At 68.7% G+C, this 14758-nt stretch carries 13 protein-coding genes; 5 read left to right on the top strand and 8 right to left on the bottom strand.

The features are described from left to right. Positions 1-9 precede the first annotated feature (9 nt). The 4 genes from GJV26_RS04255 to GJV26_RS04270 all read left to right on the top strand — a co-directional run bounded on the left by GJV26_RS04255 (position 10) and on the right by GJV26_RS04270 (position 4975). The gene (locus GJV26_RS04255; RefSeq protein WP_155707736.1) at positions 10-435 is read left to right on the top strand and encodes a PACE efflux transporter; all 426 of its coding nucleotides are present in this window, start codon (positions 10-12) and stop codon (positions 433-435) included. Between the two features lie 109 nt (positions 436-544). Further along, positions 545-817: a hypothetical protein gene (locus GJV26_RS04260; RefSeq protein ID WP_155707737.1), complete on the top strand. Its 273-nt coding sequence runs from the start codon at positions 545-547 to the stop codon at positions 815-817. 229 nt (positions 818-1046) lie between these two features. Next, positions 1047-3845 (top strand): SIR2 family protein, encoded by a 2799-nt coding sequence (locus GJV26_RS04265; protein ID WP_155707738.1) that lies wholly within the window; start codon positions 1047-1049, stop codon positions 3843-3845. 128 nt (positions 3846-3973) lie between these two features. Continuing rightward, complete coding sequence (locus GJV26_RS04270) at positions 3974-4975, top strand: EthD domain-containing protein (RefSeq protein ID WP_155707739.1); 1002 nt, start codon at positions 3974-3976, stop codon at positions 4973-4975. Between the two features lie 21 nt (positions 4976-4996). Here GJV26_RS04270 and GJV26_RS04275 read toward each other — a convergent pair whose 3' ends face one another. The 8 genes from GJV26_RS04275 to GJV26_RS04310 form a co-directional block, all read right to left on the bottom strand. Then, the gene (locus GJV26_RS04275; RefSeq protein WP_155707740.1) at positions 4997-6712 is read right to left on the bottom strand and encodes a PQQ-dependent sugar dehydrogenase; all 1716 of its coding nucleotides are present in this window, start codon (positions 6710-6712) and stop codon (positions 4997-4999) included. 149 nt (positions 6713-6861) lie between these two features. Then, the gene (gene mnhG / locus GJV26_RS04280) at positions 6862-7248 is read right to left on the bottom strand and encodes a monovalent cation/H(+) antiporter subunit G (RefSeq protein ID WP_155707741.1); all 387 of its coding nucleotides are present in this window, start codon (positions 7246-7248) and stop codon (positions 6862-6864) included. Beyond that, a complete protein-coding gene (locus GJV26_RS04285) occupies positions 7245-7523 on the bottom strand; it encodes a K+/H+ antiporter subunit F (protein WP_155707742.1) in 279 nt (92 codons plus the stop codon). Before GJV26_RS04285 ends, mnhG begins: the two co-directional genes overlap by 4 nt. Continuing rightward, positions 7507-8025, bottom strand: a complete 519-nt coding sequence (locus tag GJV26_RS04290; protein WP_155707743.1) for a Na+/H+ antiporter subunit E — start codon at positions 8023-8025, stop codon at positions 7507-7509. Before GJV26_RS04290 ends, GJV26_RS04285 begins: the two co-directional genes overlap by 17 nt. Then, positions 8022-9683: a monovalent cation/H+ antiporter subunit D gene (locus GJV26_RS04295; RefSeq protein ID WP_155707744.1), complete on the bottom strand. Its 1662-nt coding sequence runs from the start codon at positions 9681-9683 to the stop codon at positions 8022-8024. Before GJV26_RS04295 ends, GJV26_RS04290 begins: the two co-directional genes overlap by 4 nt. Then, positions 9680-10024, bottom strand: a complete 345-nt coding sequence (locus GJV26_RS04300) for a Na+/H+ antiporter subunit C (RefSeq protein WP_155707745.1) — start codon at positions 10022-10024, stop codon at positions 9680-9682. The genes GJV26_RS04295 and GJV26_RS04300 overlap by 4 nt, the downstream gene beginning before the upstream one ends. Beyond that, positions 10024-12936 carry a monovalent cation/H+ antiporter subunit A gene (locus tag GJV26_RS04305; RefSeq protein WP_155707746.1) on the bottom strand — a complete coding sequence of 971 codons (2913 nt, stop codon included), beginning with the start codon at positions 12934-12936 and terminating at the stop codon, positions 10024-10026. Before GJV26_RS04305 ends, GJV26_RS04300 begins: the two co-directional genes overlap by 1 nt. Before the next feature lie 45 nt (positions 12937-12981). Continuing rightward, positions 12982-13863: a universal stress protein gene (locus GJV26_RS04310; RefSeq protein ID WP_173346140.1), complete on the bottom strand. Its 882-nt coding sequence runs from the start codon at positions 13861-13863 to the stop codon at positions 12982-12984. Between the two features lie 393 nt (positions 13864-14256). Here GJV26_RS04310 and GJV26_RS04315 point away from each other — a divergent pair, with 393 nt between their 5' ends. Further along, positions 14257-14736, top strand: coding sequence for a VOC family protein (locus GJV26_RS04315; RefSeq protein WP_155707748.1), 480 nt, complete (start codon positions 14257-14259; stop codon positions 14734-14736). The last annotated feature ends 22 nt before the right edge of the window (positions 14737-14758 follow it).

Raw genomic sequence — 14758 nt, forward strand, 5'->3', positions numbered from 1 at the left:
GGGTATGCCATGCGCACCACGGCAGACAGGTTGCGGCACGCGATCGGCTTCGAGGCGATCGGGCTGCTGATTTGCATCCCGCTCGCGGTATGGGCCTTCGGCATGGAAGTCCACCAGCTCGGCGTGCTGGCGGTGGGGATTTCGCTGGCGGCCACCGGGTGGAATTACGGCTACAACAAGGTGGTCGACCGCCTGATGGTGCGGCACCTGGGCCGCCTCGACAAAACCTGGGCCGAGCGGGTCGCGCACGCGGCGTGCTTCGAGCTCGGCCTGTTGCTCATCACCCTGCCCGCCGCGGCATGGTGGCTGTCGGTTTCGCTGTGGGAAGCGTTCATCATCGACGCGGCCATGGCGGTGTTCTATCTGGTGTATGCGTTCGTCTACAACCTGGCCTACGACAAGGCTTTTCCCGTGCGGATGGCGCATCGCGCCTGAGGAATACCTGAAATAAGCGGCCGCAATGCCCGATGCCGGGTCGGCGGTTTCCCGTGACGGAATGTGCGTGGCCACCACCCTTTCATCCGACAAGTTATCAGGCAGCCGCATGAAACTTATCGAAAACGAGAATTGGCTTATTTCTTCGCGAGGCGCCAAGATGGGCGCATCCCTACTCAACAACAGCGAGTCCATCATGTCTTTCCTCGAATACTTCCCCATCGGCCTGGCGGTTGCCGGCCTGGTACTGCGCTACGCACTTTCAAAGCGTTCGGCACGCGCGGTGCAGGCCTGGGAAGCGTCCCGCCCCCAGGACAAGGCCGTTGCACCGTCCCGCCCGCCTGCCATCCTGGTCCGCACCGGCGCATTCAACGCGGCTTGAGATTCCCACTGCACGCCGTTGGCCCGGCGCGCCGTGGCATGCCAACGCGCCGCGCCGAAACCGTCGTGCCTGCAATCGGCCAGGCATGACGGCCATGCCGTTTCCGTCACAACCGTCGCCTTAATCACCACTCAGCAATTCAAATCCCTCGCCAACACCGGCGCAGCAGCGCTACGATAGGTGGATCGCGAAACGCTAGTCGTCCACCCGCCCGGGAGAGGAGCGCGCCATGATCCCCCATGAACTGACCCGCAGGTTTGCCAGCGGCAAAGGCGCGATCTTCGTCGGCGCCGGCATGTCGATGGGGGCGGAGCTGCCGAGCTGGAGCGAGCTGGTGACGCCGCTGCAGGACAAGCTCACGCACCTGAAGGCGGGCGACCAGTACAGCCCGGAGCAGATCGCCGGGTGGTACGAGGTGCACGAAAGCCGGGAAACGATGATCGATTTCCTGAAGAAGCAATTGCGCCGGGATTGCGTGCCGACCGAGTGCCACCGCCTTATCGCCGCGTTGCCGGTGGACCTGTTCTTCACCACCAATTTCGACAACCTGCTGGAGCTGTCGCTGCCCGACGCCGAAGTGGTCTACAACGACGTGGACTTTTCGATGCTCGACGCGCCGCGCAGGCGCCAGCTCATCAAGGTGCATGGCGACTTCAAGGACAGCAAGTCCATCGTGTTCACCCGCAGCGACTACGACCACTACCTGGAAGACCGCCCGACGATTTCCGAACTGATCCGCCTGACGCTGGTGCAGCGCGCGGTGCTGTTCCTCGGCTACAGCTTCAACGACCGCAACCTGACCACCATCCTGGCCCAGGTGGGCCGGCGGCTGGGCCAGCTGCGGCGGCCGCTGTTCGCCGTGCTGATCAATCCGCATCCGTATGTCAAGCTGGAGCTGGACAAGAAATACGGCGTCACGGTGATCGAACTCGTCGTGCCCGGCGAAGGCAGGCAGTTGCGCGAGGCCAGCGTGCTCGCCGTGCGCAGCTGGCTGGAGCGCTTCAGGACGCAGATCGACCGCGAGCGCAACAACTTCGCCGACACGCAGTCGATGCTGCCCGGCTCGAACCTGCCCCTGCCCTCCGGCGGCTTCGTCGGCCGCGAACGCGATATCGACAAGGTGATGAAGGCGCTGAAGGTGTCGCGCGTGGTGGCGGTCAACGGGCCGGCCGGCATGGGCAAGACCGAACTGGTGATCGAGGTGGCCCGGCGCTGCGAATACGGCACCAAGTCCGACCTCACGAACCGGGAGACCCTGTTCGCCTACAGCGTGTATATCGACGCGCGCGACTGCAGCGATTCGCCGTCGGTGCTGCACTGCATCCTCGACACCATTGCCGAGACCTTCAAGCTCGGCGCCACCAGGCATGTCCCGCTCGACCAGAAGAAGGCGCAGATCGCCGGAATGCTGGCGATCTTCCGCGTGCTGCTCGTCATCGACAACCTCAGGCGTGCCACCGAGTCGGGCATCGCCGAGTGGCTGCAGCAGATTCCCGAGCCCAGCGCCGTGATCCTGGTGACGCGCGGGCAGTTCTCCGGCGTATCCGTGCGCGTGCCGATCGGCGGGCTGGAAACGGAAGACGCCAGGGCCTTTCTGGGCGAACATCTCGCCCGCCGCCGCATCGCCCATGACGATGCCGGAGTGGACGGGCTGATCGCCACCGTGCACGGCAGCCCGCAGGGCATGAAGATGCTGGTCGGGCAGCTTGCCACGCCCGGCTTTCCCGTGTCGGCGGAACGGCCGCAGGACAGCATGGCCGAAGCCTGCGAACGGGTGCTCGCCGATTCATGGAAGCACCTCGGCGAGCCCGGCAAGACAGTGTTGCGCGCCGCCTCGATCCTGACGAAGAACCACATTTCGCGCGACGCGCTGCTGGCCGCGTCGGGCCTGGAAAGCGGCGCCTTCGCGGCGGCGCTGCACGAATGCGAAAGCCTGCTGCTGCTCGAACCCAGCACGGAACCATGGAGCGGCACGGGCCGCGTGCACGGCTACAAGCTGCATCCCGGCACCGCCGCGCTGGTAGGGAGCGCGCTCGAAGATACCCCCGGCCTGCGCGACGGCTTCTATACCCGGCTCACGGCGTATCACCGCGCATTCGTCGGCAAGGTGGTGGTGCGGCCCGACCCGCCCGTGCCCTACTGGAACGCGGTGGTCACGCAGGACATGCTGGAGATCGACGACGAATGGCCGAGCATCCGCGACGCGCTGGTCTGGGCCACGGAGCACGAACCGGCCCATGTGATCGCGCTGGTGGTCCTGCTCGCGCATTACATGGACTCGCGCCTGCTCAACAGCGACCGCATCCGCTTTACCCGCGCCGCGACGGCCGCGCTGCACGAAGCGGGTCGCGCGTGCGAGGAAGCACTGCTGCGCATCGATGCGCTGGGCTGGACGCTCATCGAGGAAGGCCAGTTCGAGGAGGCCGAGACGGAAATCGCGCAAGGCCTGGCGCTGCTCGGGGAATGCGATCGCGGGCAGGCCGCCGGCCTCGCATCGCTGGCGCTGACCTGGCGCGCCCGGGCCCGCTGCCTGCAGGACCGCGCCGCCCATGCGCAGGAAGAAATCGTCAAGGCGCTGCGCACTTCCCGGCACGAGCCGAACTGGATCCGCTACCGGGTGCACATGGTGGCCGGCGACATTCGCGTGAAGCAGAACAACTTCGCCGGCGCGATCAGGAGCTACGAGAAATGCCGGCGCTTCGTCAACAGCTACGGCGGCGAGGAAGGCTACCAGACGCTGCCGCGGCTGGGCATGGCGCACCTGCGCAACGGCCAGCCGAACCAGGCCGAGAAAGTGTTTGCGGAGCTGCTGCGCATCTGCCTGGCGGACTCGATCGAAATCGGCGCGCTGTATGCCCGCTACGGGCTGGCCTACATCGCCTCGCGCGATGCCGCGCGCCGCGGCGGCGCGCGCATGCAGCTCAAGCAGATCCGCGCCCAGCTGTCGCGCGCGACGACGTCCAACCTGCTGCACCGGCTGATGGACGAGCTGGAAGGCATGCTCGATGCCGCCGAAGCGCGATCCTGATGCCCTGAAAGCAGAATAAGTGAAGCGCCGCACCCACTGCACACGCGGCGCAATCGTGCGTCGGCGCCAAGGCGGCACAATCGGTGGATACGATCCAGTCTATTTCCATCCCGACGAAAGGAGCACGCATGACCACCGAGTTCGACCGCGCCGACAACCTGCATCGCCCGCCCATGGAAACCGCCACGACATCGACCACCCGGCCGCTGATCGTGACCCCGACCTTCGTCAGCCGCGTCGACGATACGCCGCGCGGCGAACGGCCGCAGGACGCGGGTTCCTCGAAGAGCCGCCACGGCCACGAGGTGCACTTCCCGAACTGGCGGCCGCATGCGCTGGCGCTGGAGGGCGATCCCAACCTGGCGTTCGAACACTGGGACGAATACTGGCGCAAGGTGCACGGGCCGAAGTTCGCCTGGGACGAACCGGGCAGTTCGTCGGCGCTGGTGCTGCGCTACGACCAGGTGCACCGCATCGCCTCGGGGCCGTCGTCGGCGTTCCGGCCGCCCTACCGCGCCATGGTGGATGAAGACGGGCGGCTGCCGCCGGACCCCGAACGGCGCGTGCCGGCGCATCGCCGGCCGCGCTGGGACGGCTTCGCGTATATCGCCTACGCCGACGAAGCGGACATCGAGCGCACGCTGAAGCAGGAAAAATTCGCCGAACGGATCGTGGCCGACGAACAGGTCGCGTTCCGGATGGTCACGCGCGAGATCGCGCGCGAATACATCCTGATTCCCAGCGAGCGGCACCGCGATCCGGTCAGCCTCGTGAAGATCCATATGCGCGCCGCGAGCCTGTCCCGCGAGGAGTTCCAGCGCCGGCTGCTCGACGAGCATGCGCCGCTGGTCATGGCGCAGCCGGCCACGCGCGAGTTCGTGCGTCGCTACGCGCAGCTCCACAATATCGGCTCCACGCAGGAGGATCCCGAGGGCAGCAGGATCGACGCCGTGTCCGTGCTGTCGTTCGCCTCGCTCAACGACGTGGAGGATTACCTCGTCAGCGCCGATCACGCCGCCATCGAGGCCGCGGAAAACGCGCTGCTGGGCGAAGGCTCCGAATGGTGGACCGGCATCAACTACAGCGTGATCAACCGGCTGGTGCCGGAGCTCGCGACCGAATGGCGGTGATGCCGCGCTCCAGGGCCGCCGTCAGCGCGCTGCGCCGGCGGCAGTGGGGCTGACCCGCCATATCTCGCCGGTCACGTCGTCGACCACGAGCAGCGAACCGTCGTCCTGCACGGCCACGGACGACGGGCGGCCCCATACCTCGCGGTCGCTGACGACGAATCCCGTCATGAAGTCCTGGTACTTCCCGGCCGGCACGCCATCCTTCATGAACACCCGCACCACTTTCGAGCCGGTGCGCGTGGTGCGGTTCCAGGAACCGTGCAGCGCCAGGAACATGTCGCCGTGGTATTCGGCCGGGAACCGGTTGCGCGCGGCGCCGCCCGCCTCGTACACCACCATGCCCAGCGGCGCCGAATGCGCGGTCACCAGCAGGTCCGGCGTTCTCGCCTTGTCGCGCAGGTCGGGGCGGATGCCCTTCAGGCGCGGCTCCTCGTTGCGGCCGATGTAGTACCACGGCCAGCCGAAGAAGGAACCGGCCGGCACGCGCGTGAGGTAATCGGGCGGCAGGTTGTCGCCCAGCAGGTCGCGCTCGTTCACGCTGCAGAACAGGTCGCCCGTGGCGGGGTGCCGGTACATGCCCACGCAGTTGCGCAGGCCGGTGGCGTGGGTGCGGCGGTTGCCGCCGTCCGGATCGAAGGCAAGCACCACGCCGCGGTCGGTTTCCTCGCCCCACGCGCCGCCCACGCCGTGCTTCGCCTCCCAGGCGGGCAGCGGTTCGTCCGGACGGGCACCGATCCGTTCGCCGATGTTCGACGCCGAGCCGACCGACACGAACATGGTCTTGCCGTCGGCGGAAAACGCCAGCGTGCGGGTGGTATGGGAGCCCGGCGCCGCCACCAGCGTCGGCACCACCACTTCCGGCTCCGCGCTCGCCACCAGGTCGCCGTTCCGGTATGGGAAGCGCACGATGGAATTCACGTAGGCCACGTACAGGTAGCGCGGTTCGGCGCCGACCGGCCAGAAGGCGAAACCGAACGGCCGGTTCAGGTCCTTCGCGAACACGCTCACGGTATCGGCCCGCTCGCCCGTCGATGAACGGAACACCTTGATCAGCCGCTTCGGCATCGACGACATGAACAGGTCGCCGTTGGGCGCCTTCACGAGCAGGCGGCCGCGGTCCGGATCGGTGGCCCACAGGTTCGCCTCGAAGCCGTCCGGCACCGACGGCGCCACGCCGGCCGGGCGCGCCACGGTCTGCGGACTGTTGCCGGCGCTCGGCGTGGCGAACGGGCGCGCCAGCCTGTCCGCGCGCACTTCGTGGATGCGCCCCGGGCGATCGGCGCTCCAGCCATCCTGCGCGGATGCGGAAGCGGAAGTCGGGGTGGAGCCGGACGATGCCGCCGGCGCGGCCTGCTTGCCCCGCACCGTGCCAAGCCAAGCGACGAGCGCGGCGCGGCTCTCCCCGTCCGCCACGTTGACGGGCATCGTGGTGCCGGGCGCGTAGCTGCCCGGATCGAGCAGGTAGCGGTCCAGCTCCCGCGCCGTCCAGGTGCGCCCCGCGGCGCCGGCCGCGGCAAGCGCCTTCGAGTACGCATAGCCGGGCACGCCGGCCACGCGCCGCCCCAGCACATTGAACAGGCCAGGGCCCGCCAGCGCCTGCATGTCCGGCGACACGCTGTGGCACATCGCGCAGTTGGTGGCGAACACCTTCGCGCCGTCGACCGGCGCGGCATGGGCGGCCAGTAGCGGCAGGGTCAGGAACAGGCACAGGGACAGCGCGGCGCGGATCGGCTTCATGGTCGGATGGGTGTCGGTTTCTCCGATTATGGCGGCAATGCGCCGCCGGCCGGGATCATTCGCGTGATTCTTTGGGAGCCACCGGACATCCGGTGTCAGACACTTTTTCCGGATGCTTTACCCGGAAAAGGTGTCTGACACCGGTTTTCCTACGCATCATCCTCCCCGCCCTCCGTCAGCGCGTAGACATCCCCGGCCGTCGCCCCGGTTCCGTGCTTGCGCGCCCGCAGGTCGCGGTACACCGCGGCGCGCATGATCGTCATTGCCACGACGGGAGCCGTCATCAGCAGGAAGAGCGCGATGATGACCTCGTGGATGACCAGCCGCGACTGCGCCACCGTGAAGTAGATCATCGACGCCAGCAGCAGGCACCCCGCCCCCAGCGTGACGGTGATGGCCGGGCCGTGGATGCGCTGGTAGAAGGTGCGCAGGCGCAGCAGGCCCAGCGCCCCGGCCAGGATGATGGTTGCGCCCAGCACCAGCAGCAGCGCCACGGGCAGCGCCGCCCAGCCGGGCAGGTGCTCGATGCCGCTCATTCGATGATCTCCCCGCGCATCAGGAACTTCGCCATCGCGATCGTCGAGACGAAGCCCACCAGCGCGATCAGGATCGCCACCTCGAAATACACCTGGGTGCCGAAGCGGATGCCCAGCACGATCGCCAGCAGCATGCCGCACATCCACAGCGTGTCGAGCGCCAGTACCCGGTCGTGCGCCGCCGGGCCGGCCAGCAGCCGCACTGCGCAGAAGACCATCGCCAGCAGCACGCAGACCAGCGCATAGCCGATCGCCAGTTCAAGCAGGGTTTCCATCTTGCTCCTCCGTTTCAAAGATCGCCATCAGCGGCTGTTCGTAGCGGGTCCTGATCGTGTCGATCCACCATGCCTCGTCTTGCAGGTCGAACACGTGCAGCGCAAGTTCGTGCCGTTCGGGCAGGATTTCGATCCAGACCGTGCCGGGCGTCATGTTGATCAGGCAGGACAGCATCGCCAGCCCGTAGGGATCGCGCATCGTCAGCGGCACGCGGATGAATTGCGAATGCACGGTGCCGTAGTCCCTGAACAGGATGATGCGGCACACGGCAAAGCACGACCGGACGATTTCCGCCGACGCCATCGCCAGCAGCCGCGCGAACACGAACGGGCGGCGCAGGCGCGGGTAGCCCAGCGGCTGCAGCCGGCGCGTCAACAGAGGCACCGCGATGCCGAGCACCGCGCCGAACAGCAGGTTGGCCGGGTCGAGCGCCTGGTTGAGCAGAAGCCACACGGCGCACAGCGCCAGCGAGACGACGGGGAACGGCAGCCAGCGCATCATGGCGCCTCCGCGGGCGGCGACGCAGGTGGCAATGCGGGTGGCAATGCCGGCAGCACCGGGCCGGGCACCGGCGGCATGCCGAGCACCCGGTCGACATACAGGCCGGGCCGGTGGATGTCATGGCTGGCGCGCGCCAGGTAATCGAATACCGGCGCGGCCTGCACCGTGAGCAGCACGGAGACGAGCAGCAGGCCCGCTACCGGCGCCACCTCCGCCGCATGCAGGGCCGGCGGCGCGGCCATCTCCGTGGCCCAGAACGTGCGCACGCCGAAACGCATCAGCGACACGATGGCGACCAGGCCGGATGCGAACACCAGCGCCATCAGCGTCCAGCCGGTGGCGCCGATCGCGGGCAGGCCGGGGCCCGGGTTGATCAGCGCATGGAACATGCCGAACTTGGCGACGAAACCGGACAGCGGCGGCAGGCCGGCGATGGTCAGCGCGCAGGCCGCGAACGCCAGCGACAGGAAGGCCATCGCCGCGGGCACGCCCTTGCCCTTCGGCTCGGCGGGCATGTCTTCGACGGCGTAGGCCTCGGCCGTCAGCGCCAGGATCGCCGCGCCCGGCGTACGGATGCGGTCGACCAGCTCGATCAGCAGCACGAACCCGGCGAGGGCGACGGTGGAGGCGATGAAGTAATACAGCCCGGCCGCCACCAGGGATGCCTGGCCGTAGCCGATCACGGCCAGCAGCGTGCCGGACGAGACGATCGCCGCGTAGCCGGCCAGGCGCCCCGCCGTGTCGGTGGCCAGCATGCCGGCCGCGCCGAACACGATCGTGGCCATGCCGCCCCACAGCAGCGCGTCGTAGCCGTAGCGGGCCGCCTCGCCCGCGCCGTCGGAAAATACCAGCAGCCACAGCCGCAGGATCACATAGGCGCCCACCTTGGTCATCAGCACCAGCATCACCGCCACCGGCGGCGAGGCGGCCGCGTACGTGGTGGGCAGCCAGAAGCCCAGCGGCCACATGGCGGCCTTGACGAGGAAGGCCAGCGCCAGCACGGCGATGCCGGTCTTGAGCAGGCCGAGGTCGGCCGCGCCCAGTGCCCCGACGCGGCCGGCCATGTCGGCCATGTTCAGCGTGCCGGTGGTGGCATAGACCAGCGCGGTACCGACCAGGAAGAACAGCGCGGCGACCAGGTTCACGGCGATGTACTGCAGGCTGGCACGCAGGCGTTCCACGTTATAGCCGTGCAGCACCAGGCCGTACGACGCGGCCAGCATGACCTCGAAGAACACGAACAGGTTGAACAGGTCGTGCGTCAGGAACGCGCCGTTGATCCCCATCAGCAGGAACTGGAACAGCGGATGGAAATGCACGCCGATGCGGCTCCAGCGCGGCTGGGCGTAATGCAGCGCCGCCAGCGCCAGGATGGCTGTCAGCACCAGCATGCCGGCGGCCAGCCGGTCGGCCACCAGCGCGATGCCGAAGGGCGCGGCCCAGTTGGCGGCGAGGTAGACGCCGATGCCGTCCGGCCAGCTGCCGTCGGCCAGCGCCACCAGTGCCAGCGCATTGGCCAGCAGCGCCAGGACGGAGCCATACGCCAGCGCGAACTTCAGGCGGTGCCGGCCCTGCGTGAGCGGCGCCAGCGCCGCGCCGCACAGCAGCGGCAGCACGATCGGCACGACGACCAGGTGCTGGGTCCATGCCACGTTCATTCGCCGGGCTCCTCGCCGTCGACATGGTCGGTGCCGGCCAGGCCGCGCGCGCCGATCATCACCACCAGGTACAGCGCGGTGGTGGCGAAGCCGATGACGATCGCCGTCAGCACCAGCGCCTGCGGCACCGGATCGGCCAGGGCCGCCGGATCGGGAACGGCGCCGGCCGGCGTGAGCGGCGGCCGGTCGACGGCCAGGCGCCCCATCGCGAAGATGAACAGGTTGACGGCGTACGACATCAGCATCAGACCGATCAGTACCTGGAAGGTGCGCGGCCGCAGGATCAGCCAGATGCCCGAGGCGAAGACGATGCCGATGCCGAGCGCGAGAACGGTTTCCATTACTGGATCTCCTTGGGTGGCGGGATGGCGGCGGGGCTGACGGTGCGGCCCGCGCCGGGAGGCACGCGGCGGCTGCGCAGCGACTGGTGCGCCAGCGCCACCAGGATCAGCATCGTGGTGCCGACGACGACCAGGAACACGCCGAGGTCGAACGCAAAGGCCGACGGCACGTGCAGCTCGCCCAGCAACGGCAACGCGACATGCGCGGTATGGCTGGTGAGGAACGGATAGCCGAACAGCCAGGCGCCCAGGCCCGTGCCGCAGGCGCACAGCAGCCCCCAGCCGATCCAGCGGTGCGGCCGCAGGCGCAGGCGCGACTCGACCCAGTCGGTGCCGGCCACCATGTACTGCACGATCAGCGTGGTGGCGAAGATCAGGCCGGCGACGAAACCGCCGCCCGGCAGGTTGTGGCCGCGCATGAAGAAATACACGGCGATCACACCCATCACCGGCAGCAGAAAGCGCAGGTACACGGCCTGGATCATCAGGTAGCCGTCGCGCGCCTGCTGCGCCGGCTTCTGGGCGATCGCCGGGTCCACGTCGCTGGCCTGCTGCATCGGGATGGCGATGCTCTCCGGCGCGGGCCGGAAGCGGCGCAGCAGCGCATACACGGTGAGCGCCACCGCCGACAGCACCGTGATCTCGCCCATCGTGTCGAAGCCGCGGAAGTCGACCAGCAGCACGTTGACGACGTTGGCGCCGCCGCCTTCGGAGAGCGCACGCAGCACGAAGAAATCGCGGATGCTGGGCACCGCCGGCCCGGTCAGCACCGCGTAGCTCGCCGCCGCCATGGCCAGCCCGCCGGCCACCGCCACGGTGGCGTCGCGCGCCCGCCGCAGGTTGGTGTTGCGTGGCGGCTTGCCCGCCAGGTGCGCCGGCCTGCGGCGCGGCGGCAGCCAGCGCAGGCCCAGCAGGATCAGCACCGTGGTCACCGTCTCGACCATCAGCTGGGTCAGCGCCAGGTCGGGCGCCGACATCCACAGGAAGGTCACGCTGGTGGCCAGGCCGGTGGCGCCCACCAGCGCCAGCGCGGCCAGCCGGTGATACTTGGCTTGCCAGGCCGCGGCCACCGCGCAGCCGGCGCCGATCAGCCAGAGCAGCGCCAGCAGCGGGTCGGGGCTGCCGGGGGTGAGCCGCGGCCAGCTCTCCAACGGCCGGGCAAGCAGCAGCGGCACCGCCACGAACGCCGCCATCAGCACCAGCAGCTGCGGTTGCAGGCGGCGCGTTCCCGCCAGGCGCACCAGCCGCGCGGCGCCCTGCGACAGCGCCAGCATCGTGCTTTCGTACATCTGCGCGCCCTTCACGCGGTGCAGCACCGGCACGCGGTCGCGCTCGGCAAGGCCGAACCGCTCGCGCAGCAGCAGGTAGACCGCCACGCCGCCGCCCAGCGCCCCGAGGCTCATCATCAAGGGCAGGTTGACGCCGTGCCAGATGGCCAGGTCGTACTCGGGCACCGTGGGGCCGAGCACCGAGCGGGCCGCCACCGCCAGGATGTGCCCCACCACCCGCTCGGGCATGATGCCCACCGCGATGCAGAGCAGCACCAGCAGTTCGATCGGCGCGCGCATCCAGCGCGGCGGCTCGTGCGGCTGTTCCGGCAGGTCGCGCGCCAGCGGGCCGAAGAACACGCTGATGAAGCGCAGCGAGTACACCACGCTGAACAGGCCCATCAGCACGGCGGCGTACGACATCCACCAGTTGTCGTTGCCGCCCACGATCATCGTTTCGGCGAAGAACATCTCCTTCGACAGGAAACCGTTCATCAGCGGCACGCCGGCCATGGCGGCGCTGGCCACGACCGCCAGCGCCGCGGTGTGCGGCATGGCGCGCCGCAGGCCGCGCAGCCGGCGCATGTCGCGCGTGCCTGTTTCATGGTCGACGATGCCCACGGCCATGAACAGCGAAGCCTTGAACACCGCGTGGTTCATCGTGTGGAAGATGGCCGCCACCACCGACAGCGGCGTGCCGATGCTGATCAGCACCGTGATCAGGCCGAGGTGGCTGATCGTGGAATACGCCAGCAGACCCTTCATGTCGTACTGGAAGATCGCGAACCACGAGCCCAGCAGCAGTGTGCAGACGCCCGCCGTGCCGAGCACCCAGCTCCATTCCGCGGTGCCGGCCAGGGCAGGCCACAGCCGGATCAGCAGGAACACGCCGGCCTTGACCATCGTGGCCGAATGCAGGTAGCTCGACACCGGCGTCGGCGCCGCCATCGCGTGCGGCAGCCAGAAATGGAACGGGAACTGGGCGCTCTTGGTCAGCGCGCCGAGCGCCACCAGCACCAGGACCGGCAGGTACCAGTCGTGCCCGCGGATCAGGGCGCCGGCCCCCAGCACGGTCTGCAGCTCGTAGCTGCCGACGATGTGCCCGAGCAGCAGCACGCCGGCCAGCAGGCACAGTCCGCCCAGCGTGGTCACCGTGAACGCCATGCGGGCGCCGCGCCGCGCATCGTTGCGCTGCTGCCAGTAGCCGATCAGCAGGAAGGAAGTGACGCTGGTCAGTTCCCAGAACACGACCAGCTGGATGAGGTTGCCCGACAGGACAACGCCCAGCATCGCGCCCATGAACGCCATCACATATGCGTAGAAGCGGTGCACCGGATCGCGCTTCGACATGTAATAGCGCGCGTAGAGCAGCACCAGCAGGCCGATGCCCAGTACCAGCACGGTGAACACCCACGCCAGGCCATCCATGCGCAGCAGGATGTCGACGCCGAACGCGGGCAGCCAGGCGAAGCGCATCTGCGGCACGCCGCCGGCGGCGATGGCACCGAACTGGCCGATGGCGAGCACCAGGGCTGCCAGCGTGGCGACGCCCGCCACGGCGGCGGGACGGGCGCGCGAACCGCCGGGCATGCAGGCCGCGACGAGCGCCGCGGCAAAGGGCAACAGCAGCAGCAACAGCAGCATCGCCGTTACCCCCTGCCTGGGCGGCTGCCCGGTCGCGCCAGCCCGTCAGCCATCGTCGCTGCCTTCCGTCGCGCGCACCAGCAGCGTATCGCACGGCAGGTGCTGCAGCAGGTCTTCGCTCGTGCTGCCCATGAACACGCGGGCAACGGTGGATTGGGGATGGACGCCGAGCACCACGAGGCGGATGCCATCTTCGATGACATGGCGGGTGATGGATTCCGTCACGAGGCCGTGGCCGACCGCGATGTGGATGCGCTCGCGCACGCCGGCGGCCAGCGCGCAGCCGTCGAGGAAGCGTTCGCCTTGCGCCAGTGACGCCTGCGCCGCATCGGGCGGGGCATCGGCCGCGCTGTCCTCCAGCACGTGGTACAGCGTGATGCCGCGGCCGGGGAACAGGCGCAGGGCCGTGTCGAGCGCGCGGCGCGATGCGTCGGAAAAGTCGTTCGCCACCAGCACGCGCGCATAGCTGCCCCGCGTGCGCTGGCGCACGACCAGCAGCGGCTGCGCGAGATCCTGCACCAGGCGGCCGGCGGTGGAGCCGAGGATGACCTGCTCGAACGGCACATCGGGGGATGCGCCGATGACGACGACCGCGTCGCCCAGCGTGGCGGCGGCGCCGAGAATACCGTCGGTAACGTCGCCCTCCACCACCTGCAGGGCCGGCGTCACGCTCGTGCCGGCGAATTCCTCGGCCAGTTCGGCGCGCGCGGCATGGTGGAACGCCTGCCCGGGACCGCTGCCGTCCAGCCAGGACGACACGTCTTCCGGCGTGCTGGGCCCCTGCTGCACCACCAGCACGGTGAGATCGGCCCGCCATTCCGCCGCCAGCTGCCTGGCGCGGTCCAGCGGGCGGTCGCAGCGCGGCGACAGGTCTGTTGCAAGCAGCAGTCGCCGGGGCTGGAGGCTATCGGTAATGTCGTCGTTCACGCAAAATCTCCGTGGCTCAACCGGTGTCAATTGCCATTACTGTAGCGGTTCCCGGCCGATGATGACCACGCGTTAGGCCGGCTTCGCCAGCTCCGGCCCTGGCCGCGCAGGATGACGGGGTACCCGTGCCGGAGGAACCGGTACCGGTTGCCTCCGCGGCGGCCGTGACAATTCGCGCATTTTCGGGGGTTGCATTTTGATAAGCTCCGAAATCCCTGCCGGCGGCCGCATGCCGGGGTTGCCACGCTTGCCACTTTGTCCAGCACGGAGCTCTTGTGCCGAGGACCGGTATCGAGGTGGACCGGCGGGGCGTTGTGATCTAAGCTGTTCCGGTCTATTCCGGCGCCGCTCGATCGGCACCTTTTACTGGAATAACTCTCTCGGAGGAACATCATGATCGCAAAGAACACGATTTGTCTCTGGTTCGACGGTACCGCATTGGAAGCCGCGCAGTTCTACGCAGCCACGTTCCCGGACAGCGCGGTCGGCGCCGTGCACCGCGCGCCGGGCGACTATCCCGCAGGCAAGCAGGGCGACGTGCTGACCGTCGACTTCACCGTGATCGGCATTCCCTGCCTTGGCCTGAACGGCGGCCCGGCGTTCCGGCACAGCGAGGCATTCTCGTTCCAGGTCGCCACCGCCGACCAGCAGGAAACCGACCGCCTGTGGCATGCGATCGTCGGCAACGGCGGCCAGGAAAGCGAGTGCGGCTGGTGCAAGGACAAATGGGGCCTGTCGTGGCAGATCACGCCGCGCGTGCTGACCGAGGCCTTCACGGGCTCCGACCAGGCGGCGGCGAAGCGTGCCTTCGACGCGATGATGACGATGCGGAAGATCGACGTCGCGGCGATCGAGGCCGCGGTGCGTGGCTGACCGCCTTCGGGCAATCGACGAC

The sequence above is a fragment of the Pseudoduganella dura genome, assembly GCF_009727155.1.
GTDB lineage: Bacteria > Pseudomonadota > Gammaproteobacteria > Burkholderiales > Burkholderiaceae_D > Rugamonas > Rugamonas dura.

Bases quoted from the DNA above. Each gene is read 5' to 3' on its own strand.
- GJV26_RS04255 (WP_155707736.1), top strand. From the start codon at position 10: ATGCGCACCACGGCAGACAGGTTGCGGCACGCGATCGGCTTCGAGGCG.
- GJV26_RS04260 (WP_155707737.1), top strand. From the start codon at position 545: ATGAAACTTATCGAAAACGAGAATTGGCTTATTTCTTCGCGAGGCGCC.
- GJV26_RS04265 (WP_155707738.1), top strand. From the start codon at position 1,047: ATGATCCCCCATGAACTGACCCGCAGGTTTGCCAGCGGCAAAGGCGCG.
- GJV26_RS04270 (WP_155707739.1), top strand. From the start codon at position 3,974: ATGACCACCGAGTTCGACCGCGCCGACAACCTGCATCGCCCGCCCATG.
- GJV26_RS04275 (WP_155707740.1), bottom strand. From the start codon at position 6,712: ATGAAGCCGATCCGCGCCGCGCTGTCCCTGTGCCTGTTCCTGACCCTG.
- mnhG (WP_155707741.1), bottom strand. From the start codon at position 7,248: ATGAGCGGCATCGAGCACCTGCCCGGCTGGGCGGCGCTGCCCGTGGCG.
- GJV26_RS04285 (WP_155707742.1), bottom strand. From the start codon at position 7,523: ATGGAAACCCTGCTTGAACTGGCGATCGGCTATGCGCTGGTCTGCGTG.
- GJV26_RS04290 (WP_155707743.1), bottom strand. From the start codon at position 8,025: ATGATGCGCTGGCTGCCGTTCCCCGTCGTCTCGCTGGCGCTGTGCGCC.
- GJV26_RS04295 (WP_155707744.1), bottom strand. From the start codon at position 9,683: ATGAACGTGGCATGGACCCAGCACCTGGTCGTCGTGCCGATCGTGCTG.
- GJV26_RS04300 (WP_155707745.1), bottom strand. From the start codon at position 10,024: ATGGAAACCGTTCTCGCGCTCGGCATCGGCATCGTCTTCGCCTCGGGC.
- GJV26_RS04305 (WP_155707746.1), bottom strand. From the start codon at position 12,936: ATGCTGCTGTTGCTGCTGCTGTTGCCCTTTGCCGCGGCGCTCGTCGCG.
- GJV26_RS04315 (WP_155707748.1), top strand. From the start codon at position 14,257: ATGATCGCAAAGAACACGATTTGTCTCTGGTTCGACGGTACCGCATTG.